The sequence below is a fragment of the Idiomarina sp. OXR-189 genome (genome assembly GCF_034373425.1).
GTDB classification, from domain to species: Bacteria; Pseudomonadota; Gammaproteobacteria; order Enterobacterales; family Alteromonadaceae; genus Idiomarina; species Idiomarina zobellii.
The window spans coordinates 113,377-130,851 of the sequence record NZ_CP139706.1; the positions used below are offsets into that span (position 1 = coordinate 113,377).

Here is a 17,475-nt window from a genome sequence, read left to right on the forward strand (position 1 = left end):
TCCTTGAATTAGGTTTTCTTGAGTTGTCTGCGTTTACTATAAAACCATAACCCACTGACTGGCAAAACGATTAAGCCCAAACCCGATAAAAGCACGATGAACAAATAAAAAGCTCCACCAATAGCGGCGACATGCGTCGGGTAAATCATATTCGAAACTTGATTACCGAGAGGAGTTTCTCGCTCATCAATAACCTGACTCACCTTTCCGGTTTCAGAGAACTCAATATAGTTGCGGCCATTCGGGTGCCATTCGTTTGCGTGTTTAGCTCTAATTCGCGGCTCTTCCAGATAAAGCAAACGAGCCTCCGCCGTTGGGAGAGCTTGCTTTGCCAGCTCTAAACGTTGTTGCCAGTTATCGGCAGCCATAGAAGGCGGTACCGGCGTTTCAATTGACTGAGTAAACGGGAGTAGGAAAATTAGTGCTGATTTTACCGGAGCGGCGTACATGATGGCAGTACCTGTGATTAACACGATAGTGACAGGAGCGAAAAGTACCGCACCGATGAAACGGTGCAATTGCCATAAGGTTTGGCTACCGCGCTTAGTGAATGGATTAAAGAGCCGTACAGACAAAGCGCGCCGGAAACTGCCTCGACGCGGCCACCAGCGGATTAAGCCTGTGCCGATAAGAGCTAAGCTTAATAATCCGAGAATTCCCAGGATGTCCTTACCCAGTTCGTTGAGTACTAAATGATGGTGCAGCTCAACAAGCCAGCTGGTGAGATCCCCTAGATATTCTCGCTCAAGTAGCAGATTGCCGCTGGCGTCATAGTAAAAGTGTGTTTTGTCCGCATTAACCACTTCAAGCCAGGGACGGTCAGCGGTGGGCATGAGGGCGTAGCCGTTGTCGAACTGGTCTAAAGCGGCTGCAGCGTCTGTCGTTTCAACGGGCTGCGCTAAATTGAGCTGTGGATAAAAAAGCTGCAGCAGGTCATTTTTGTAGAGCAGCAGCGAACCACTTATTGCCATCAATAAAAGCCAAAGGCTGAGCGTTAAGCCCAGCCATCGGTGCCATTGCGTTAATGTCGGCAGCTTGCGCTTAAGCGACATGGCTTACCATTGGTAATTCCAGGTAACACTAATTGTGCGGCCGCGTCCCGTGAAGTTACGGTTATCTCCGCCGACCGTTTGCGCGTAGTAGGTGAAGTAGTATTTATCGAATACGTTCTCAATACCCAGTGAAAACTGACCCATATCGCGAGTTTCTAGCAACAGGGTTGCATCAACGGTATTGTAACCGTCGAAGTTGTTGATAGCGTCTTCGCCGGTGTAAATGTCTCGGTCGAACAGCTTATTCCATTGCACTCGGCTGCTTACCATACCCGTCCATTGTTGAGACCAGAACAGGTTAGCGCGTTTAGGTGCCATATTGCGGCCGCCTAGCTTGGTGTCGACTGAGCCATCATCATTGCTGTCATATTCGCCATTGGTGTCAGCGTAGTTTAGTCCGAAAGCGGTGTCGTTCGATAGGGCATACTCCGCGCTGAGCTCAATACCATCAATTTCCGTCTTTTCACGCTGCACACTATAGAAACCATCCGCATCGGCCTGCAGGCGAGCACCTAAGTCAGAACTTGAGCGGAAGTAACTCAGTGAAGCGTTCCATGCGTTGCCACGATACTCAATGCCAACCTCTTCGTTGTCAGCGATAACCGGCTGAAGATCCAAAAAGCTGCTAACGCTTAAGTCAGGCGTTGAAATACCGCGCAATACACGACCAACGTCCGGCATAACGAAGCCTTCAGAGTAACTTGCGAAGACACGCCATTCGTCGTTTAGAGCGTAAACGGCGCCCAGGTTACCCAGTAACTCATTAAAGCTTGGCTCACCACCTTCAACGACGACAGAGCCGTAAGATGCCAACGTGGTGAAGTCATCAGCTTTTAATTTGCCGTACTCGTAACGTAAACCGCCGCTTAAGGTCAGACCGTTTGCCTGATAGCGCAATTGTGCATACGGCGCCCAGTTTTCAAACTCAGTTTCAGGTACCCATTTACGGCCTGTTTGAGCCAGCTCCTGGAAGGTTTCGTCAGATAAAAAGTCCAGCCCGGCACTCACCGAGACTGGCGACTGCTGAATGTTGTTCCAGTTAAGTGTTAAGCGCGAGCCATACTTACGCGAGTCGTTGCGCGACTGGTCAAAAATTTCGTCGCCGTAAGCTGGATCCTGAAACGTGCCGTAAGTGCCTCCGCCATACAAAGCTGAGAAGTCCTGGAAGAACAGCTGCCAGTTTAAGTCGGCCATTAAAAAGTCGCTGTTGCTGTAAGTTAGACTTGAAGTGGTGACTTCGTTTTCAGGGGCCTCGCCCGGATATTCACCTTTAACGGATAACGCGGGGATGCCTTCAGCGCGGTTTCCGTCAATAGAGTAGTAGTCACCGTTGCCCGACATATCAAAGCGGTTGAGCATAAACTCAAGACGCTGTTTGCTATCTATGTCGTAGCCGATTTTCGTGAACAAGTCGTAACTTTTGGAATCCATGGTGTCGCCTTGAGTGGTATCAACACCAATCAATTGACCTTTTCCGTCCACATACATGCCGGTGTCACGGTATTGGGCGCCAAAAACAACGTCCCATTGGCCGCTGCCATGGCGTAGAAGGTAGCCAGCCTGATAGCTCAACCCTTCTGAGACTTCTGAATCTGGTGCGCTAAAGCCGGCGTTGACTTCGTGGCTCGTTCCGTCTTCGGCTTTTTTAGTAACGATGTTAATGATACCGCCGCTGGCGCCCATACCTTGAATCGCGCTGGCGCCGTGAATAACCTCAACGCGCTCAATCATGAAAGGGTCGATGGTGTAGGCGGCACGAGAGCCATTACGCAGAGGGTTTGACTGAGGCACACCGTCGATAAGGTATAAAGGGTCACGACCGCGTAGGGTTTCGCCTGAGCTTGTCAGTTTTTGACGAGACGGTGAATAAGCCGGAATCAGGTTGCCAAGGATGTCTGATAAAGATTCAGCTACGCTTAACTGCTGGCGCAATTCCTCACCTTCAATAACCGAAACGGTAGCCGGAATAGCACTTTGCGGAGTGCTGGTGCGGGTTGCTTTAATTTCGATGGTTTCATCCATTTTTGCTTGCTGTGCAAGCGCAGAGCCAGAAATTGCGGCGAGGATTGCAAGGGCAAGAGACTTCTTAAACATGAGAATCCTTATCATTTAAATAATTTGGCGCCAATGATAACGATTCGCATTATGGTGTCAATAAAAACTTAACTCAGTTTCCGCTATAGTTGATATCGGTAAAAGTTAATTCGGTTGTGGTAGTCTGAAAAAAACAAGAAAAGGGTCATATTATTATGAAAACACTATCCAAAATTTTGTGTGTTAGTGCCATTGCTGGCGCTTTAGTGGCTTGCTCTGACAGTGCAAAGGTCGAGCCAGAAGAAGGTACTTCACTCGAGCAAAAAATTCGCCAGACCGCAGAGCAGTCGTTGGATGCTTTTAACATTCCGGGCTTGGCGGTAGTTGCGGTAAAAGACGGTGAAGTCATTCTGGCCGAAGGCTTCGGTGTGCGCGATATGGAGTCGCAGCAACCGGTTACGCCAACCACCTTGTTTGGCATAGCTTCTCATACCAAGGCATTTACCGCTGCGGCTATGGCGACTCTGGTTGAGCAGGGCAAGTTAGGCTGGAATGACAAAGTCATTGAACACTTACCCAGTTTTAAACTGGCAGACCCGTACATTACTCGCGAACTGACCATTCGAGATTTACTGAGTCACCGCTCTGGTCTTGGGCTAGGTGCTGGTGACCTGATGATTTGGCCGAACACCGATAAAACCACAGATGAAGTGATTGCCGGGTTGGCGAATGTGCCTATTCAACACGGTTTTCGCGAACGCTTTGACTACAACAACTTAATGTTTGTGACAGCCGGCGAGGTGATCAGCGAAGTATCGGGTATGCCGTATCATCAGTACGTTGAACAAACACTGTTTGAACCGATGCAAATGGATGAAAGTACCATTGGCTTTTCCCGTATTGATGAAAGCTATGACAATGTAGCCGTCGGCACTATTGAAATGGACGGTAAGTTACATCGTTTTCCGCTCGACTTTTTGGAAGACTTCTCTGCCGCCGGCGCAACCGCAGCGAGTGTTGATGATATGAGCCGCTGGTTACTGACCCTTTTAAATGAGGGAGAGATGCCTAGCGGTGAACGTTTGTTTAAGGAAGAGTCGCTGCATGATATGTGGCAACTGACTACGCCATTGCCGGTATCGGCTAACGCTGCAGAGCAGGGTACCTACTTCCGTGGTTATGGTTTGGGCTGGTTTGTGAAGGACTACTACGGCGTTAAGCACGTGTCGCACAGTGGCGGTATTCTGGGCATGCTGTCCTTCACAACGGTTATTCCGGAAAAAGAGTTTGCTATTACCGTTCTGAGTAACCAGCAGGCGTTTGGTGCGTTAACCGCAATAGTGCAAGAGTCGTTGGAAGAAGTTCTGGGCGTGCCGGATCAGGACTGGGTTGCTAATGAAAGTAAGAAGTATCATGAGTTCATTCAGAAAAAAGCGGACTTTAAAGTAGAAGCCGTTGATGAACCACAGCCATCGCTGGCGTTATCGAAATATGCGGGAACCTATACCGACGCATGGTACGGCGACGTGGCTATTTCAGAGCAGGATGATATGCTGCGTATAGACTTTACGCACACCGATATGCTGAAAGGCTCACTGGAGCATTACAACGGCAATACCTTTATTGTGCGCTGGGATGAGCCCTTGTTGGAAGCCGATGCCTTTATTGATTTTGATGTGAACAGAAACAACGAAATAAAGACGGCAACCATGGAAGCAGTGGCAGACTTCACTGATTTCAGTTTTGACTTTCACAACCTGAAACTTGAGAAGCAGTAACCATGTGAACTCTGGACATAGCGGGGGCCAGTCCCTATAATGCCCTCGCTTTTCCCAAAGTATGCGCACCCTTAGCTCAGCTGGATAGAGCGTTGCCCTCCGGAGGCAAAGGTCATAGGTTCGACTCCTATAGGGTGCGCCATTTTAGCAACACTTTCCTTGATAGTACCCGCTTACTAAAAACGTCATGTGTCCAAATTGTGGTCGAATATTTTCGGACTAACGTTTCATAAACTAAACTCAGCTTGCCACTGTACCTTAATAAGGTACTACCATATTAAAAAGGCGAAAGAGTGTTAAAACCCAAAGCTTTGTTTCCTCAACAGTTCATAGACGGGCACCCTATTCATCAAGGGGAAGAGTTCGGTGTGTTGTGCTGGAATACACAAAAACTGACCGAAAAACCAGAGTTTCAGCGTACTTTAGCAAGCGTTTTAAAGGACTACCCCAGTTTGTTTTTGTTGCTTCAGGAGGTGAAGCTGAGTGCCCAAAATAATTGGCTGCTTTCTGATTGGTCTTATGCGGTGGCGCCGAATATGCAAACACGTCGCTCCGTGTATGGTGTTCTCACCGCTAGCGGTTATGCGTTTAAAGAAGCTCAGGCTCGACTGAGTAGCAAGCGCGAAGGCATGTTTGCAACCCATAAAAGTTACATGCTCTCTCATCACTCGCTGGCAGAGGGCGGTTCACTTCTAGTCGTCAATGTCCACGCGATTAACTTTGTTCGTGCGCGCAGATTTTCCCAGGAAATAGAGCTCATCAAACAAGAGATATTAGGACATAAAGGACCACTTATTGTGGCTGGTGATTTTAACGTTTGGAGTCGCCGGCGCCGCCTAAGCTTGCTGCAGTTCTGTCGTAGTGTGGGTCTTCGCCAAGCCATTATGGTTGACCCCCATCATGTTAAAGCCTACCGACAGCACCCTCTTGATTTTATCTTTTATCGCGGTCTTGCGTTGCAGGAAACAATAGCGATCGATACCAGTACAGTGTCTGATCACAACCCGCTTTATGCGCGATTTAAATTGTAACCACAAACCGGAGTTTAAAACGCTCGTGACGGCCCCCAAGAAAAGGTACTCGAATAACTACAAGCCCCTGCGGGTAAAAATGGGTTCTACCGCAACTATGGTTATACGGAACGCGATGACTTTAACCCTAGAAGTGCGACGTGTCGTTTTTTCGATATTAAGTCCACTGTAGATTGATTATGAACTGTACATAAATATATAAATTGTCGACAATATTTTGGTTATAAGTCAAATCTATTTCTATAGAATCGATTTAAGACGTATATTGTCGACAAATTTATCTGATTGAGTCTTTATGCTTTTCAACTTCTTTGGCACGTTGAATTCGATTTTAATTGTAGTGAGCCTAATTGGTGTCTTCTCACAAGTTAGGACGGTTTGGCTACGCAAGAGAAAAAGCCGGCACGGAGCAACTGAAATCCTTTCGCTAAATAAGTTCTTTGTTAGCTTTTTGGCTTACTACTCTTTTTTTGTGTACGGCATGTCGATAGAGCCTTTCAACCACTTCATTGTTTGGCCGAGATTGATAGCCGCTCTGCTAGTAGCTGTGGTTTTGTATGAAATATGGATTGATCGAAAAGCAGTTACTTCCTTCAGTCTTTTCGCTTTCGCCGTTATATTGCTCGTGTCAGGAGTTATCTTTGGTTTAATAACCGATGCTTACACCGATGATGGACGCCAGCTAATGGCGGCAATGATAGTTATTATTACTATTTTTCTTGCGCAAGGTTATATCCATCAAATTATGTTGGTAATTAAGCTAGGCAGTACTGGCGCACTCGATATAAAAATGAGTCAACTCATTCTTCTGATGGATTTTTCGACAATCGCATTTGCAATTGTCATGGGGCTTGAGGATGGCTGGCCCTTGCTGCTGCTCGCCATAGTTAGCGCGTCTACTAAGATTATTATCCTTTATCTGTTTCGGTGGGTCAGGATAAGTAAATCTGCAGAGCGCAGGCGTCTAGCTTTAGGCTCTAATTAAGTGTCAGAGCATTGTTTGCTCATGACTTAACGGAGAACTCTTTTGAATTTTGTACGATATATGATTCTATTACTGGGCAGTTTGATTTTGACGGGGTGTGCGTCAATCGTTTCGAATTATCTGCAATCAGCGGATAGCTTCGACTATCGCTCGATTGGCTCCTCTGAACAAATTGCCGAACTCGGCTTTACTAAGCGTGAATATTGCTCCGCGAACGAAGACCGTTGTACCCATTACTTTATCGGTGAGCCACTGACAAGTCGGCGTTTGCAATACCAAACTGAAATTTCATCAGCGCGCTCTACAACCGCTGTGGAGCTATCTATCACACGAGATAGTCTGCCCGTTTACGCGCCAAGCACGATTGTGTTGATACATGGTTTTCGCGCTTCAAAGGAATTCATGGTAAATACGGCACTCTACTTTCGCTTTTTAGGCTTCAACGTTATCGTTCCCGATTTGCTTGGGCATGGTGACTCCGCTGGGGCGAAGACTTTTGGTGTCATCGATAGCTATGTGATTAATGAAATCATCACCAAAGAACATGTTTCCCAACGAGATCTCTATTTACTGGGCAACTCTATGGGAGCGGTTACGGCGACGCGAATTGCTAGCATGCGGGATGACGTTCGTGGCCTGATCCTACAGTCCCCTATGCTCAACTTCAGCGAAGCCGTTTACCGTTACTCAAACTCAAATTATCCATTTCTCGCAGGACTTATTGGCGACGAGGCAATTCTCGAAGGCGCCTCCTCTGCGTTGTCCGAGGCCAATCTCACTGCCTCTGATACCGATATTATGCCGATACTTTCATCGTTATCGATACCGCTATTGATTTTGACCTCATCGGCTGACGAAGTGTCGCCATACGCTTCGTTTGCCCAACTGCGAGGCGAGCAACTTACTGTCAAAAATCTGCCCAATAGGAATCACCCAAGCATGGCAGTTATTGGCGATAAGGACAGCGCGATTATTTTAGACTGGCTTGAACGATGAGCGAAGTTAAAAATATTTGACATCAAGGCTCAGTGAACATAAATTAATCATGTAAAATATTTTTAACTTAGGTAGGTAAATATGGCTTTTAAAGAAAAATCAGCCTGGCTAATGTTGATTGCAACCTTGGTTGTTGGGTTTTATATGACGTATTCGGTGGTGCAAACGTATATGGAGCTTCAGCAGGTTCCTGCGGTGCTACCGGTATTTATTAAACTCACAGTTACCTTAATTATTTTTAGTGTGATTGGCCAAGTCGTGCTGGCGATCGCCAATCGCAAACAGTCCGAGCAAAAGGCTGACGAAAGAGAAAAGGTGTTCATTCGTCGGGGACAAGCTGCGGCAGGTGGTGTACTGGCAGTTGGCGTTGTCGCCTCACTGCTCCATTTCCTTGTCTTGAACGACGGTAACCTGCTCTTTTATAGCTGCTTGCTCAGCCTGGTAGTGGCGCAAGTCGTCGAATACGCGGTGCAAATTACTAGCTTCCGTCGAGGTTACTGATCATGTTGCCTATCGGCAACTGCGTACGCGAATTACGCGCAGAAAACGGTGATATGACCCAAGGCGAGCTAGGCGAGCGTGTCGGTGTAACACGTCAAACAATAGCGGCGATTGAGCAACGCCGCTATTCGCCGTCCCTTGAGACTGCTTTTCGTATTGCCAACGTTTTCAACAAAAGCCTTATTGAGGTATTTTGGTTTGATGAAACCTAATTCGGCTTAAATCACAGTCATGATGCTTGCACCTCTCGAACTACTGCCGGTCAATATTGTCCAGCTACTCATATTGTCTGTGAGCCTTCTGGCAATCGCCATGCTGCGGGGGCAACCTCGATACACCGGTTTGGTTTTGGCGTTTTTGGTGCAAGCACTCGCTGTGCTCTTTAATTTTTTAGAAGAACTGCGGTTTGTGCCAGTGTTCGTTACGCCTGCCATGAGCCTTGCCGGTGGACCAAGTCTCTATCTATTTGTCAGGGTCTTGGTGCGGCCGGAGCAACCGCTGGTATGGCGTGATGCCGTGCATTTTGTGCCGGCATTAATTGCCCTCTTTTTCGCAAGCTACATCGGTTGGGTTCTCGCACTCGGCGCATTGAGCCAACTCATTTACCTAAAACTGTCACTTGTGCTGTTACTGCGCTACGAGCGTGCAATCAAGGAGCGCAGGGCTGACACCGAGCGCTTGCAACTGCGTTGGTTGATGTGGCTGTTGTTCACTTTGATGGGTTTGATCGTCATTGAAATCGTGCGCGCCAACCTACAGCCTTTTCTTCCCTACGAACTGCGTAATCAGTGGTATTTCATCGATCAAGTCATTCTACTGTTATTGCTCGCCAGCTTTCTGGTTGGGATTGTTCGCCAGCCTGAAGTTTTCGATGATTTGCAGGAGTTCGAGGAAGCTGAAAAAGCCAACACGCAAACTTCGAATGGACAGGCAGTTAGTCTCTTCACCGAAATAGATGGCTTGGTCAAGCGCGAGGAGCTCTTTCTCAAGCCGCGTCTGGCGTTGCAAGATATTGCCTTACTCACAGGCCTCAATGCCAAAGATATCTCGTGGGCGATCAATCAAGGCGGACAAACAAGCTTTGCCGACTACATTAACCAATTACGGATTGCGAAAGTGGTTGAGGTGGCGCAATCACAACCACAAAAATCACTGCTGGATATCGCCCTAGACGCTGGCTTTAGTTCCAAGTCCTCTTTCAACGCGGTATTCAAAAAACAGACAGGAATGCCGCCAAGCCGCTATTTAAAAAGTCTAGAATCTTGATACTGGTCGCCGCTCGGTCGCCCGCAAACTAGACTACAGGCACAAACAACAGTGCTTGGAATCTACCCATATGAAAACTACCAAATTGAAAACCTTTCCGCGGCGTTGTCTGCGCGGCACTGCGATACTCTTACTCTCGCTTTTCACACTCGCAGCTTTGCTGTGGCTCTATCAAGATCTTGAGAGCGGTGGAACTGAGCTGAATCTCGATAGATCGCAAAGTTTCGTTCTTACCAACGTCAACGTACTGACAATGAATGACCAGCAAGTGCTTTTAGATCACGCGATCGTGGTGCGCGATGGTGTCATCACCGAATTAAGTCCCATGACGCAAGTCACCGCCGATGATCTATCAATCATCGATGGCAAACAAGCCTACGTCATGCCCGGGCTTATTGACGCTCATGTGCATGTCTTAGATCGTAGCTATGCCAAGTCGGCGTTGGCGGCTGGGGTGACCACTGTGCGCAATATGGGCGGCTTTCCTTACCATCTAAAGTGGCGCAAAGAGCTCGAATCCGGTGAGTGGTTTGGTAGCCGTATGGTGGTATCGAGTCCTATTTTTAATAGCGTCGAACAAGGCGATCCGCTCGCGCACTTCCGCGTGAACGACCCTGAGCGGGCGCGTCAAGCGGTGCGCGATTATATTGCCGAAGGCTACGACTTCATTAAAGTCTACGAAGGCTTACATGCGCAAACGTACAGCGCGATCTTAGCTGAAGCAAACACGCTTGGGGTGATGGTTGCAGGACACCCTTCTTATGACTTAATGCATAAGAGCTTAGATGAGCATGGCGCACTGCGTACCTTTGAGCACAGCGAAGAAATCTACGATGGCTTTTTAGCGCAAACTTTTGACAACGCAAAAGCAGAAACAGCAGCGCAGTTTTTTGTCGACAACGATGTTGCGCTCGTGCCAACCTTGGCCGTGAATCGGGAACTGACCCGCCTCAGCAACGAAAAATATCAATATTTGCAGCAAACCGACCAAGCGGCCATCACGCCGTTCGCCCGCTTTATTTATGAGCAGACATCATTCAAGCGTTGGCTCAATGCATCGCCAGAGCTAGCGGCTTATAACCTCGAGGTTGATGCTTACTTGCATTATCTCACACAGCTTATGCACGAGCGCGGCGTTACCCTTGTGCTTGGTTCGGATGCCGGCGCCTTAACTGGATTGCCCGGTCCAGCCACAATCGATGAGATAGAACTGATGGTCGCCGCGGGTATTCCGCCGCATGCAGCGCTGACCGCGGCCACAGTCAATGCTGCGCACAGCGTCGACATGGACCAACAACTTGGCCGCGTTACGGTAGGTTTTCAGGCCGATTTGATAGTGCTAAACGACAACCCCCTGAGCAAGGTAGAAACCCTGCGCGACCCGATGATGGTGATTCAACAAGGTCGCGCCTATGACCGTACAGATCTCAATCAACTGCAAGCAGAGGCATATCAGCATTCAAGCTGGCTGTTGAGTGTGGCTCGGCACCTGAGTTATTTGATATTGGGTTAGCCACAAAAGATGTGCTGAAGCGACGTTGACTGAACGTTGATTCAAAATCCTGGCTCGATTTGCTTTCAGTTACAAATAAATAGCCGTTATGCTGTGCGTAGTGTTCAATACTTTTGCCGGCAGCCTTTACATCAAAAAAGAAGTAGGCGCTGCCATCACCATAAAAGTTAAGCTCAGCTTTAACTGGGTAAAGCTCTTCGGTAACAGTTAAGTGATAGTCGGCCTCAAACTCGTTGACGTAACCACGCAATTCTTCGTCATCGATCAGCGCATCCAGAGGCAGCGCGTACTCGAACCGCAACTGTTGTTGTTCGGGCATAGCTACCACGCGAACAAGATTACCGATGCGAATTCGCTCGATAATGGCATCACGCGGATGGAACAAGTCAACCAGTTCGGCAACGTCAAAATACTCCATGGCGAACGCAGTTTCAGAGGGGGTGTCGTCACTGCGGCCTTGATTTAACAGGCGAATCACTTCCGCTGGGTAACTGACTTGTAGGCCGTCAGAGCTGGTCCGCACCGCTGTCGTGAGTTGTCCAAACTCACGTTTGTCGTTGCGCAGGTTAAGTGCCTCAAAACTGGCATTAAGATTAACCTGTAGTGTATCCGTTGGTGTGACCGGCAATTGGGCTAAGTGCTGTTCCAGCTTTTGCTGATAAGCACTGGTATCCAGTTCACTAGCCATGGCTGCTGCTGAGCCGAAGAGCATGGCGCTGCCAAGCAATAAGATAGAAGTGTGTTTTAACATTTTGAATACTCAATCGACATAATGAACTTACAGACCCTGAGTGTTTCAAAGAGTTCATAGGAAAAGGTAGGAAACCCGTTAGATGGCCCAAGATAATGCAACGCCCGTCTATTTTGACGACGCCACCGGCACCCTGGTATTCGGTAATGAGCGCATTGAGTTGCGTCCGAAAACCTATGCGGTAGCGAAGTTCTTAGCCGCACACCCACAACAAGTCTGTTCCAAAGAAACGATCATGAATGCGGTGTGGGAAAACAGCTTTGTTGAAGATCAGGCCGTGTTTCAATCGATTAACGAAATCCGGCGGAAATTTGCGCCCACCGCAGTGATTCAAACCTATCCGCGTCGTGGCTATGCGTGGTTACTGGCTACGATGTCACAACCTACCTCTCAATCGCAGCCGCAAACGCAAACAGCTATGAAGCCTTCCAAACCGCGCTGGCAGCTTTTGTCCGTTGTTGTGGCTGTATTAATGGGCGCAATGACTATCGGTTGGTTTTCTCTCACCGGTTACGGCGAGAAGCCTTTTTGGCTGCAGGCCGGAGCGCACTTCAACGCCACCGGACACCAAGCCCTGATGGTATTGCCCACGGATACTACGGCACTCACAAACGACGACCGCGGCCTTGGCTTTGGTGCCTTGCAGACGGTTATTCAGCGGCTACCGAGCGAAAGCAACCGCACCGTTTTTCAAGCGAGCGATGTACTGGATATTATGGATAGAGGTCCCGCAGACCAGCCCTTCGACTATTTTTCAGTTTCTGGGGCAACGCAAATTGTTAGTAGTAAACTCAGCGGAGTCCCCGGTGAGTACTCGTTACTTTTTACTATATGGCAAAAAGACGGAACGCAACGCCATGGCGTGTTGCATGGCGGGACGATTGAGCAGGTTTTAAGCGATTACACTGAAGCACTCATGTTACAGCTGCTCGGTGAGTTGGCGCACCCCAACCGTGGGTCTCCCTCGCTGTTAACCAGGACTTTGACGCATCGCGCCATGACTCTGCTGGCGCAGGGCGAAACGCAAGCGGCTATTCCGTACCTCGAGAGCGCTGTTATTGAGCATCCAGAAGAACCCATGCAACGCTTTTTGCTCGCACGGAGTTATTTACATTTGGGCCAAGTGGAATCCGCGTTACCACATATTGAAACGGGTCTCACGGCGCTTGACGCTCTGCCCTCCCAACCATTGCGTGGACGTCTCCTTTATTTGAAAGGCGTCGCGCTTATGGCCACGAACCTCCCAGCGGCGAGTCACTTTCTCGGTGCGGCGCAAAGCCGGTCCGAGGAACAACAAGACTGGCTTTATCATGCGTACGCCAAGGCAATGCAAGGGCAGGTACTGATCCAACAACAACGTTTTTCTGATGCGGAGCCGCTGTTGGCCGAGTCGCTTCGTTATCAACAACTCTTAAATTGCCCGCTTGGCATTGTGCAGGGGCATCTCGACTATTTTGACTTTCACTTCGCTCAAGGAAACATGGGAAAAGCTGAGAAAGAATTACAACTTGCTGAAAAAATTGCGCTTGAGCGAAACCTCGTTATAGTCGAGAAGCTCATTGCAGATTATAAAAATAAGCTCATAAAATCATAGCGTTATAAATTATAGAGTTCTTATAGAGGAATTCTAAGTTTTGTATTTCATGTTTTGTCATGCTGTTTCGACAACGAACAGAGGATGGAAACATGAAAATAAAATCACTCGCTCAACCACTGATATATTGTGGTCTTGTCATCGCGCTTACGGCATGTTCCAGCTCGGATAGCGACCGCTCAAATCTCGACCAAACGATTCAGCGCTATCATGCAGTGGTGCTAACCCAAGAGCCGGTAACTTTAAACTCACGCGTACCTGAAGGGATGGTAGCGGGAGCGAGTTACGGTTTATTCGATGAACTCGATGGTGACTCCGAAGATATGATTTCTGGCGTGCTCGCCGGTGTTCTAGTGGGGGGCGTTGCCAGTGCCTTGGTTGACGGCTCGAACGAAGCCATTCGCTATCGCCTTTACCATCAGGGTAGGGGCGAATTTGCTGTCATTAGTAAACAACAACTTGGTAAGGATGTTGACTGTGTTGAAGTGCGACAAGCTCAACAGGTCAAACTTTACGCTGTCGATGCGGCGTTTTGTCAACAAGCCCAAACCGAGGCCCCGCTAAAAGCAGTTTACGGCGCTCGCTTACAGCGACTGGGCAGCAGCGATTGGCATACGGCAACGGTCATCATCAAAGATGACGGCATCGCCGCGGTTACGGAAATTAATGAGGAAATTCCCGCCGGCGCACAGTTGATTGATGCGCGGGGTACGTGGCTTATTCCAGGCCTCATCGATGGACACGTACACTTATCGCAGAGTGGGAGTGCGTTTACGCGACCTGATATTATCGGTGCAACGGAGCTACACAGCTATGATAAGGACCAGGCATGGCTTACCGACCACTTGCCGGATATCTTGCACGATTACCTTCGCCTTGGAATCACGACAATCGCAGATTTAGGCGGCCCAACACAACGTCTTCACTCCCGTAATCAGCTTGATTGCATGTCAGGTTGTCCGACCATCTTAAGTGCCGGTGAATTGATCAGTGCGGCTCCCGTGGCTGCACTTACCGCTGCCGATGGCCCAACATTTTTGTCTGCCGCAACGCCAGCAGAGGCAACGGCCGCGGTCAAAATGCAACGCGGTTTTGGCGCACAAATTAGCAAGTTTGTCTTTACTAACGAAGCAGGGCTTAGTCCCCAGCAGCTAAAGGAACGCTTTGCCGAGGCCATCGCAGAGGCGAAAGCCCACGGTCAGATTATTGCCGTGCACGCGCAAGATTTGGATTATGCTAAGGCCGCAATACGAGCGGGCGCAGATATTTTGGTACATGGCGTCATGACTGCAGCTATCGACCACGAGTTTATCCAATTAGCGCAAGCACATGATGTTACCTACATGCCGACGCTTACCGCCTACGAGCATTACCTTTCGATTTTTAAACAACAACTCACGTTTACTGAATTCGAACGGCAATTTGCGGACACGTATGTGCTGAATTCCTTCGCCGAATTACAGGACAACCTTCCTGCGACGGACCAGATGTTTCAGATATTTACCCGCTATGTGCCTATGGTCGATAGCAACCCAGAAGAACGTGCTGCATTGTCAGCACAAGAGCAAGTCATCGTGCAACAGCTCGAAGTACTCTTCTCACAACGCATATTGCAGGTGCAATTCAGCAATTTGCGGGCCGCTCTTGATGCCGGTTTGCAAGTCGGATTTGGTACTGATGCAGGAAATCCCGGAACCTTGCATGCGGTTGCTGTCGCTGAAGAAATTCGCGCATGGCAGCGCGCAGGCGTTAGTGCCGCAGAGATTTTTCAGGTTTTAACCATTGGCAACGCCATGGCCTTCGGCATAGCACAGCAGCAAGGTGTTATCGCACAAGGCAAAGCGGCGACGTTTAACTTGCTTCCGCGTGATCCATTACAAGATCCCCAAGCCTTGTTAACGCCGACACAAGTTTTTCAGGGCGGTAGCCTTGTTTATGGCGTGGATGACAGCCAATGAACAAAAAATTCAATTTATCAGTTTGGCTGTATAGCGTGGCCGGTATCGGCCTGTGTCTCCTCACAATCAATGCGTTGGCGAAACCAATTGTAATCCGGCATGACGTAAAAGATGCGCACTATTTGGCTACACAGGACGATTTCCCGCCACTCGCGACGCTCTACAAGATAGGCGCTCACGGTACACTGGTAAAACCGCAATGGGTTGTTACCGCAGCGCACACGGTTTTTTGTATTACGCCAGGGACCGCGATTCGCATCGGTGACCAGGTTGTCGAGGTGAAAGCACGATACAGCCATCCTGACTACCAGCGCGGTGGCGACAATGATATCGCGCTCATTCAACTTGTCACTCCTTTAACGTCTCCCACTCCTGCCCGACTCTATGCGGGCAGTAACGAGGCAGGTAAAGACCTTTGGTTTATTGGCTCAGGCGCAACAGGCAACGGCCTGACCGGAGCAACGGTAAATTACAAAGCTAACGCTGGCACCTTACGCAAAGCACAGAATCGTGTGGAAAAAGCCGCAGGTAATGAGATTTCATTCGTTTTTGACCGTGGCAACAAAGCATTGCCTTTAGAAGGTGTTTCAGGCAACGGCGATAGCGGTGGGCCTGCATTTATGAAACATGGCAATGGCTACTGGCTGCTTGGTATCAGCTCGCGCGCGGACTCTTGGTTCAAAGATGTCGGCGAGTATGGGGTAAGCGAAGTCTATACCCGTATTTCTGCTCACTTACCTTGGCTCGAAGCCATGTTCGCTGCAACGCACGCGCAACGTTTACAAATGAGTTCAGCTGAACGGTTTGTCCAGCCTGGGATCGAGGATATCGATAGCGTGTGCAGCCAGATCAACTATACCCCTATTGAGGACGCCTAATGTGTAAACGACTTGTTTTAACGCTACTGTTGCTGCTGAGCACTATCGCATCTAGCGCGACATTAACAGCCAAGCAAGATGCGAAGTTTTATACCGGGGGAAGCTGCTTCAAGGCATTCCCCACCTACGATGCGTGGATCGACCTAATGCGTGAGCGCAATGGTTGGCTCAAAACGTGGGTCATCTCATGGCGCTATGACGAAGAACGCTTTAACGATGCCGTTGCGAGTGTGGATTGCACCGTTGGCATCTACCCCAGTACTGACGGCACTATGGTGCAAGCCTTTATCGTCAAACCCAAGCAGGTGACAGAACCGCTACCGATGGTACTCTACAACCGCGGCGGCAATCAGGGCTTTGGTTCGATAACCTTAGCGCAGCTACTGGACTTTATTATTCCTTTATCCAAACAAGGATACGTGGTTGCTGCAACGCAATACCGTGGCGGTAGTAGCCGCTCAGAAGGCCAAGATGAATTTGGTGGCCGCGACGTGCAAGATGTAATCGCTCTTAGCGAGCTGGTGGCAGCAATGCCTGATACCGATAGTTCGCAGCGCTTCATGTTAGGTGTGTCGCGGGGCGCAATGAATACCTTTATGGCCTTACGTGATGCACCAGAGGCAACGGTGAACAGCTACCGAGCAGTGGCAGTGATCGGCGGTCTTGTGGACTTGGTCGAGATGAAAAAATTTCGTCCAGAAATGGAGCGTGTCTATCGTGCACTCATCCCTAATTACGCCACGCAACAAGCAGAGCAGCTTTACACCCGCTCAGTGAACCTTTGGCCGGAAAAACTTCCAGCACATGTTGGTATTTTACAATTACATGGTGAAGATGACGAACGCGTTTCAGTACAGTCTGCACGAACACTTTCCGAACGCTTACATGCCCATGTTGGGTCGCATGCTCTCAAGGTTTTTAGCGGCGAAGACCATATGATTCGGGGTGAGCGCGAGACGGTTGTTGCAACGGTTGATAGTTGGTTCAGGCAACATCGAACCGACGTAATAACTCTTAACAAACTTGCAGCCATCGCTGCTGAAGGAGCAAAGTAATGTACGAATTAAGTGTGATCTTATCGTGGGGTTCGCCTATTGGGCTTGGGATATTTTTGTTGTTGATGGGATGTGGGTTGGGC

Annotated in this window: 15 protein-coding genes and 1 tRNA gene; 13 read left to right on the plus strand and 3 right to left on the minus strand. The window is 48.9% G+C overall.

The annotated features are described in order from the left end of the window. Positions 1-8: 8 nt before the first annotated feature. Together UM402_RS00520 and UM402_RS00525 are read right to left on the minus strand one after the other, a co-directional pair. Positions 9-1,052 carry a PepSY-associated TM helix domain-containing protein gene (locus UM402_RS00520; protein WP_058576505.1) on the minus strand — a complete coding sequence of 348 codons (1,044 nt, stop codon included), beginning with the start codon at positions 1,050-1,052 and terminating at the stop codon, positions 9-11. Between the two features lie 3 nt (positions 1,053-1,055). After that, positions 1,056-3,146 (minus strand): TonB-dependent receptor, encoded by a 2,091-nt coding sequence (locus UM402_RS00525; RefSeq protein WP_058576506.1) that lies wholly within the window; start codon positions 3,144-3,146, stop codon positions 1,056-1,058. Positions 3,147-3,301: 155 nt separating this feature from the next. On the opposite strand from UM402_RS00525, the gene UM402_RS00530 reads away from it, so the two are divergent. The 9 genes from UM402_RS00530 (at position 3,302) to UM402_RS00570 (ending at position 11,156) form a co-directional block, all read left to right on the plus strand. After that, positions 3,302-4,864: a serine hydrolase gene (locus UM402_RS00530; RefSeq protein ID WP_058576507.1), complete on the plus strand. Its 1,563-nt coding sequence runs from the start codon at positions 3,302-3,304 to the stop codon at positions 4,862-4,864. 65 nt (positions 4,865-4,929) lie between these two features. Further along, positions 4,930-5,006, plus strand: a tRNA-Arg gene (locus tag UM402_RS00535). Between the two features lie 151 nt (positions 5,007-5,157). After that, a complete protein-coding gene (locus UM402_RS00540) occupies positions 5,158-5,895 on the plus strand; it encodes an endonuclease/exonuclease/phosphatase family protein (protein WP_058576508.1) in 738 nt (245 codons plus the stop codon). Positions 5,896-6,190: 295 nt separating this feature from the next. Further along, the gene (locus UM402_RS00545; RefSeq protein WP_058576509.1) at positions 6,191-6,880 is read left to right on the plus strand and encodes a hypothetical protein; all 690 of its coding nucleotides are present in this window, start codon (positions 6,191-6,193) and stop codon (positions 6,878-6,880) included. 42 nt (positions 6,881-6,922) lie between these two features. Further along, complete coding sequence (locus UM402_RS00550; protein ID WP_322295366.1) at positions 6,923-7,876, plus strand: alpha/beta hydrolase; 954 nt, start codon at positions 6,923-6,925, stop codon at positions 7,874-7,876. A gap of 81 nt (positions 7,877-7,957) precedes the next feature. Beyond that, entirely contained in the window at positions 7,958-8,377 is a 420-nt protein-coding gene (locus UM402_RS00555) for a hypothetical protein (RefSeq protein WP_058576511.1), read from the plus strand. 2 nt (positions 8,378-8,379) lie between these two features. Next, complete coding sequence (locus UM402_RS00560) at positions 8,380-8,589, plus strand: helix-turn-helix transcriptional regulator (RefSeq protein ID WP_058576512.1); 210 nt, start codon at positions 8,380-8,382, stop codon at positions 8,587-8,589. A 19-nt stretch (positions 8,590-8,608) separates the two neighbouring features. Then, positions 8,609-9,643 (plus strand): AraC family transcriptional regulator, encoded by a 1,035-nt coding sequence (locus tag UM402_RS00565; RefSeq protein WP_058576513.1) that lies wholly within the window; start codon positions 8,609-8,611, stop codon positions 9,641-9,643. A 70-nt stretch (positions 9,644-9,713) separates the two neighbouring features. After that, a complete protein-coding gene (locus UM402_RS00570; protein ID WP_058576514.1) occupies positions 9,714-11,156 on the plus strand; it encodes an amidohydrolase family protein in 1,443 nt (480 codons plus the stop codon). Here UM402_RS00570 and UM402_RS00575 read toward each other — a convergent pair. After that, entirely contained in the window at positions 11,071-11,907 is an 837-nt protein-coding gene (locus tag UM402_RS00575; protein WP_058576515.1) for a hypothetical protein, read from the minus strand. The two genes, UM402_RS00570 and UM402_RS00575, sit on opposite strands and share 86 nt — an antisense overlap. Positions 11,908-11,989: 82 nt before the next feature. On the opposite strand from UM402_RS00575, the gene UM402_RS00580 reads away from it, so the two are divergent. From UM402_RS00580 to UM402_RS00595, 4 genes are all read left to right on the plus strand, one after another. Continuing rightward, on the plus strand, positions 11,990-13,501 hold the full coding sequence (locus UM402_RS00580) for a winged helix-turn-helix domain-containing protein (protein ID WP_058576516.1): 1,512 nt from the start codon (positions 11,990-11,992) through the stop codon (positions 13,499-13,501). Positions 13,502-13,593: 92 nt separating this feature from the next. After that, positions 13,594-15,459, plus strand: coding sequence for an amidohydrolase family protein (locus UM402_RS00585; protein ID WP_058576517.1), 1,866 nt, complete (start codon positions 13,594-13,596; stop codon positions 15,457-15,459). Next, a complete protein-coding gene (locus tag UM402_RS00590) occupies positions 15,456-16,337 on the plus strand; it encodes a S1 family peptidase (RefSeq protein ID WP_058576518.1) in 882 nt (293 codons plus the stop codon). Before UM402_RS00585 ends, UM402_RS00590 begins: the two co-directional genes overlap by 4 nt. Beyond that, positions 16,337-17,392, plus strand: coding sequence for an alpha/beta hydrolase family protein (locus UM402_RS00595; protein WP_058576519.1), 1,056 nt, complete (start codon positions 16,337-16,339; stop codon positions 17,390-17,392). Before UM402_RS00590 ends, UM402_RS00595 begins: the two co-directional genes overlap by 1 nt. Positions 17,393-17,475 lie beyond the last annotated feature (83 nt).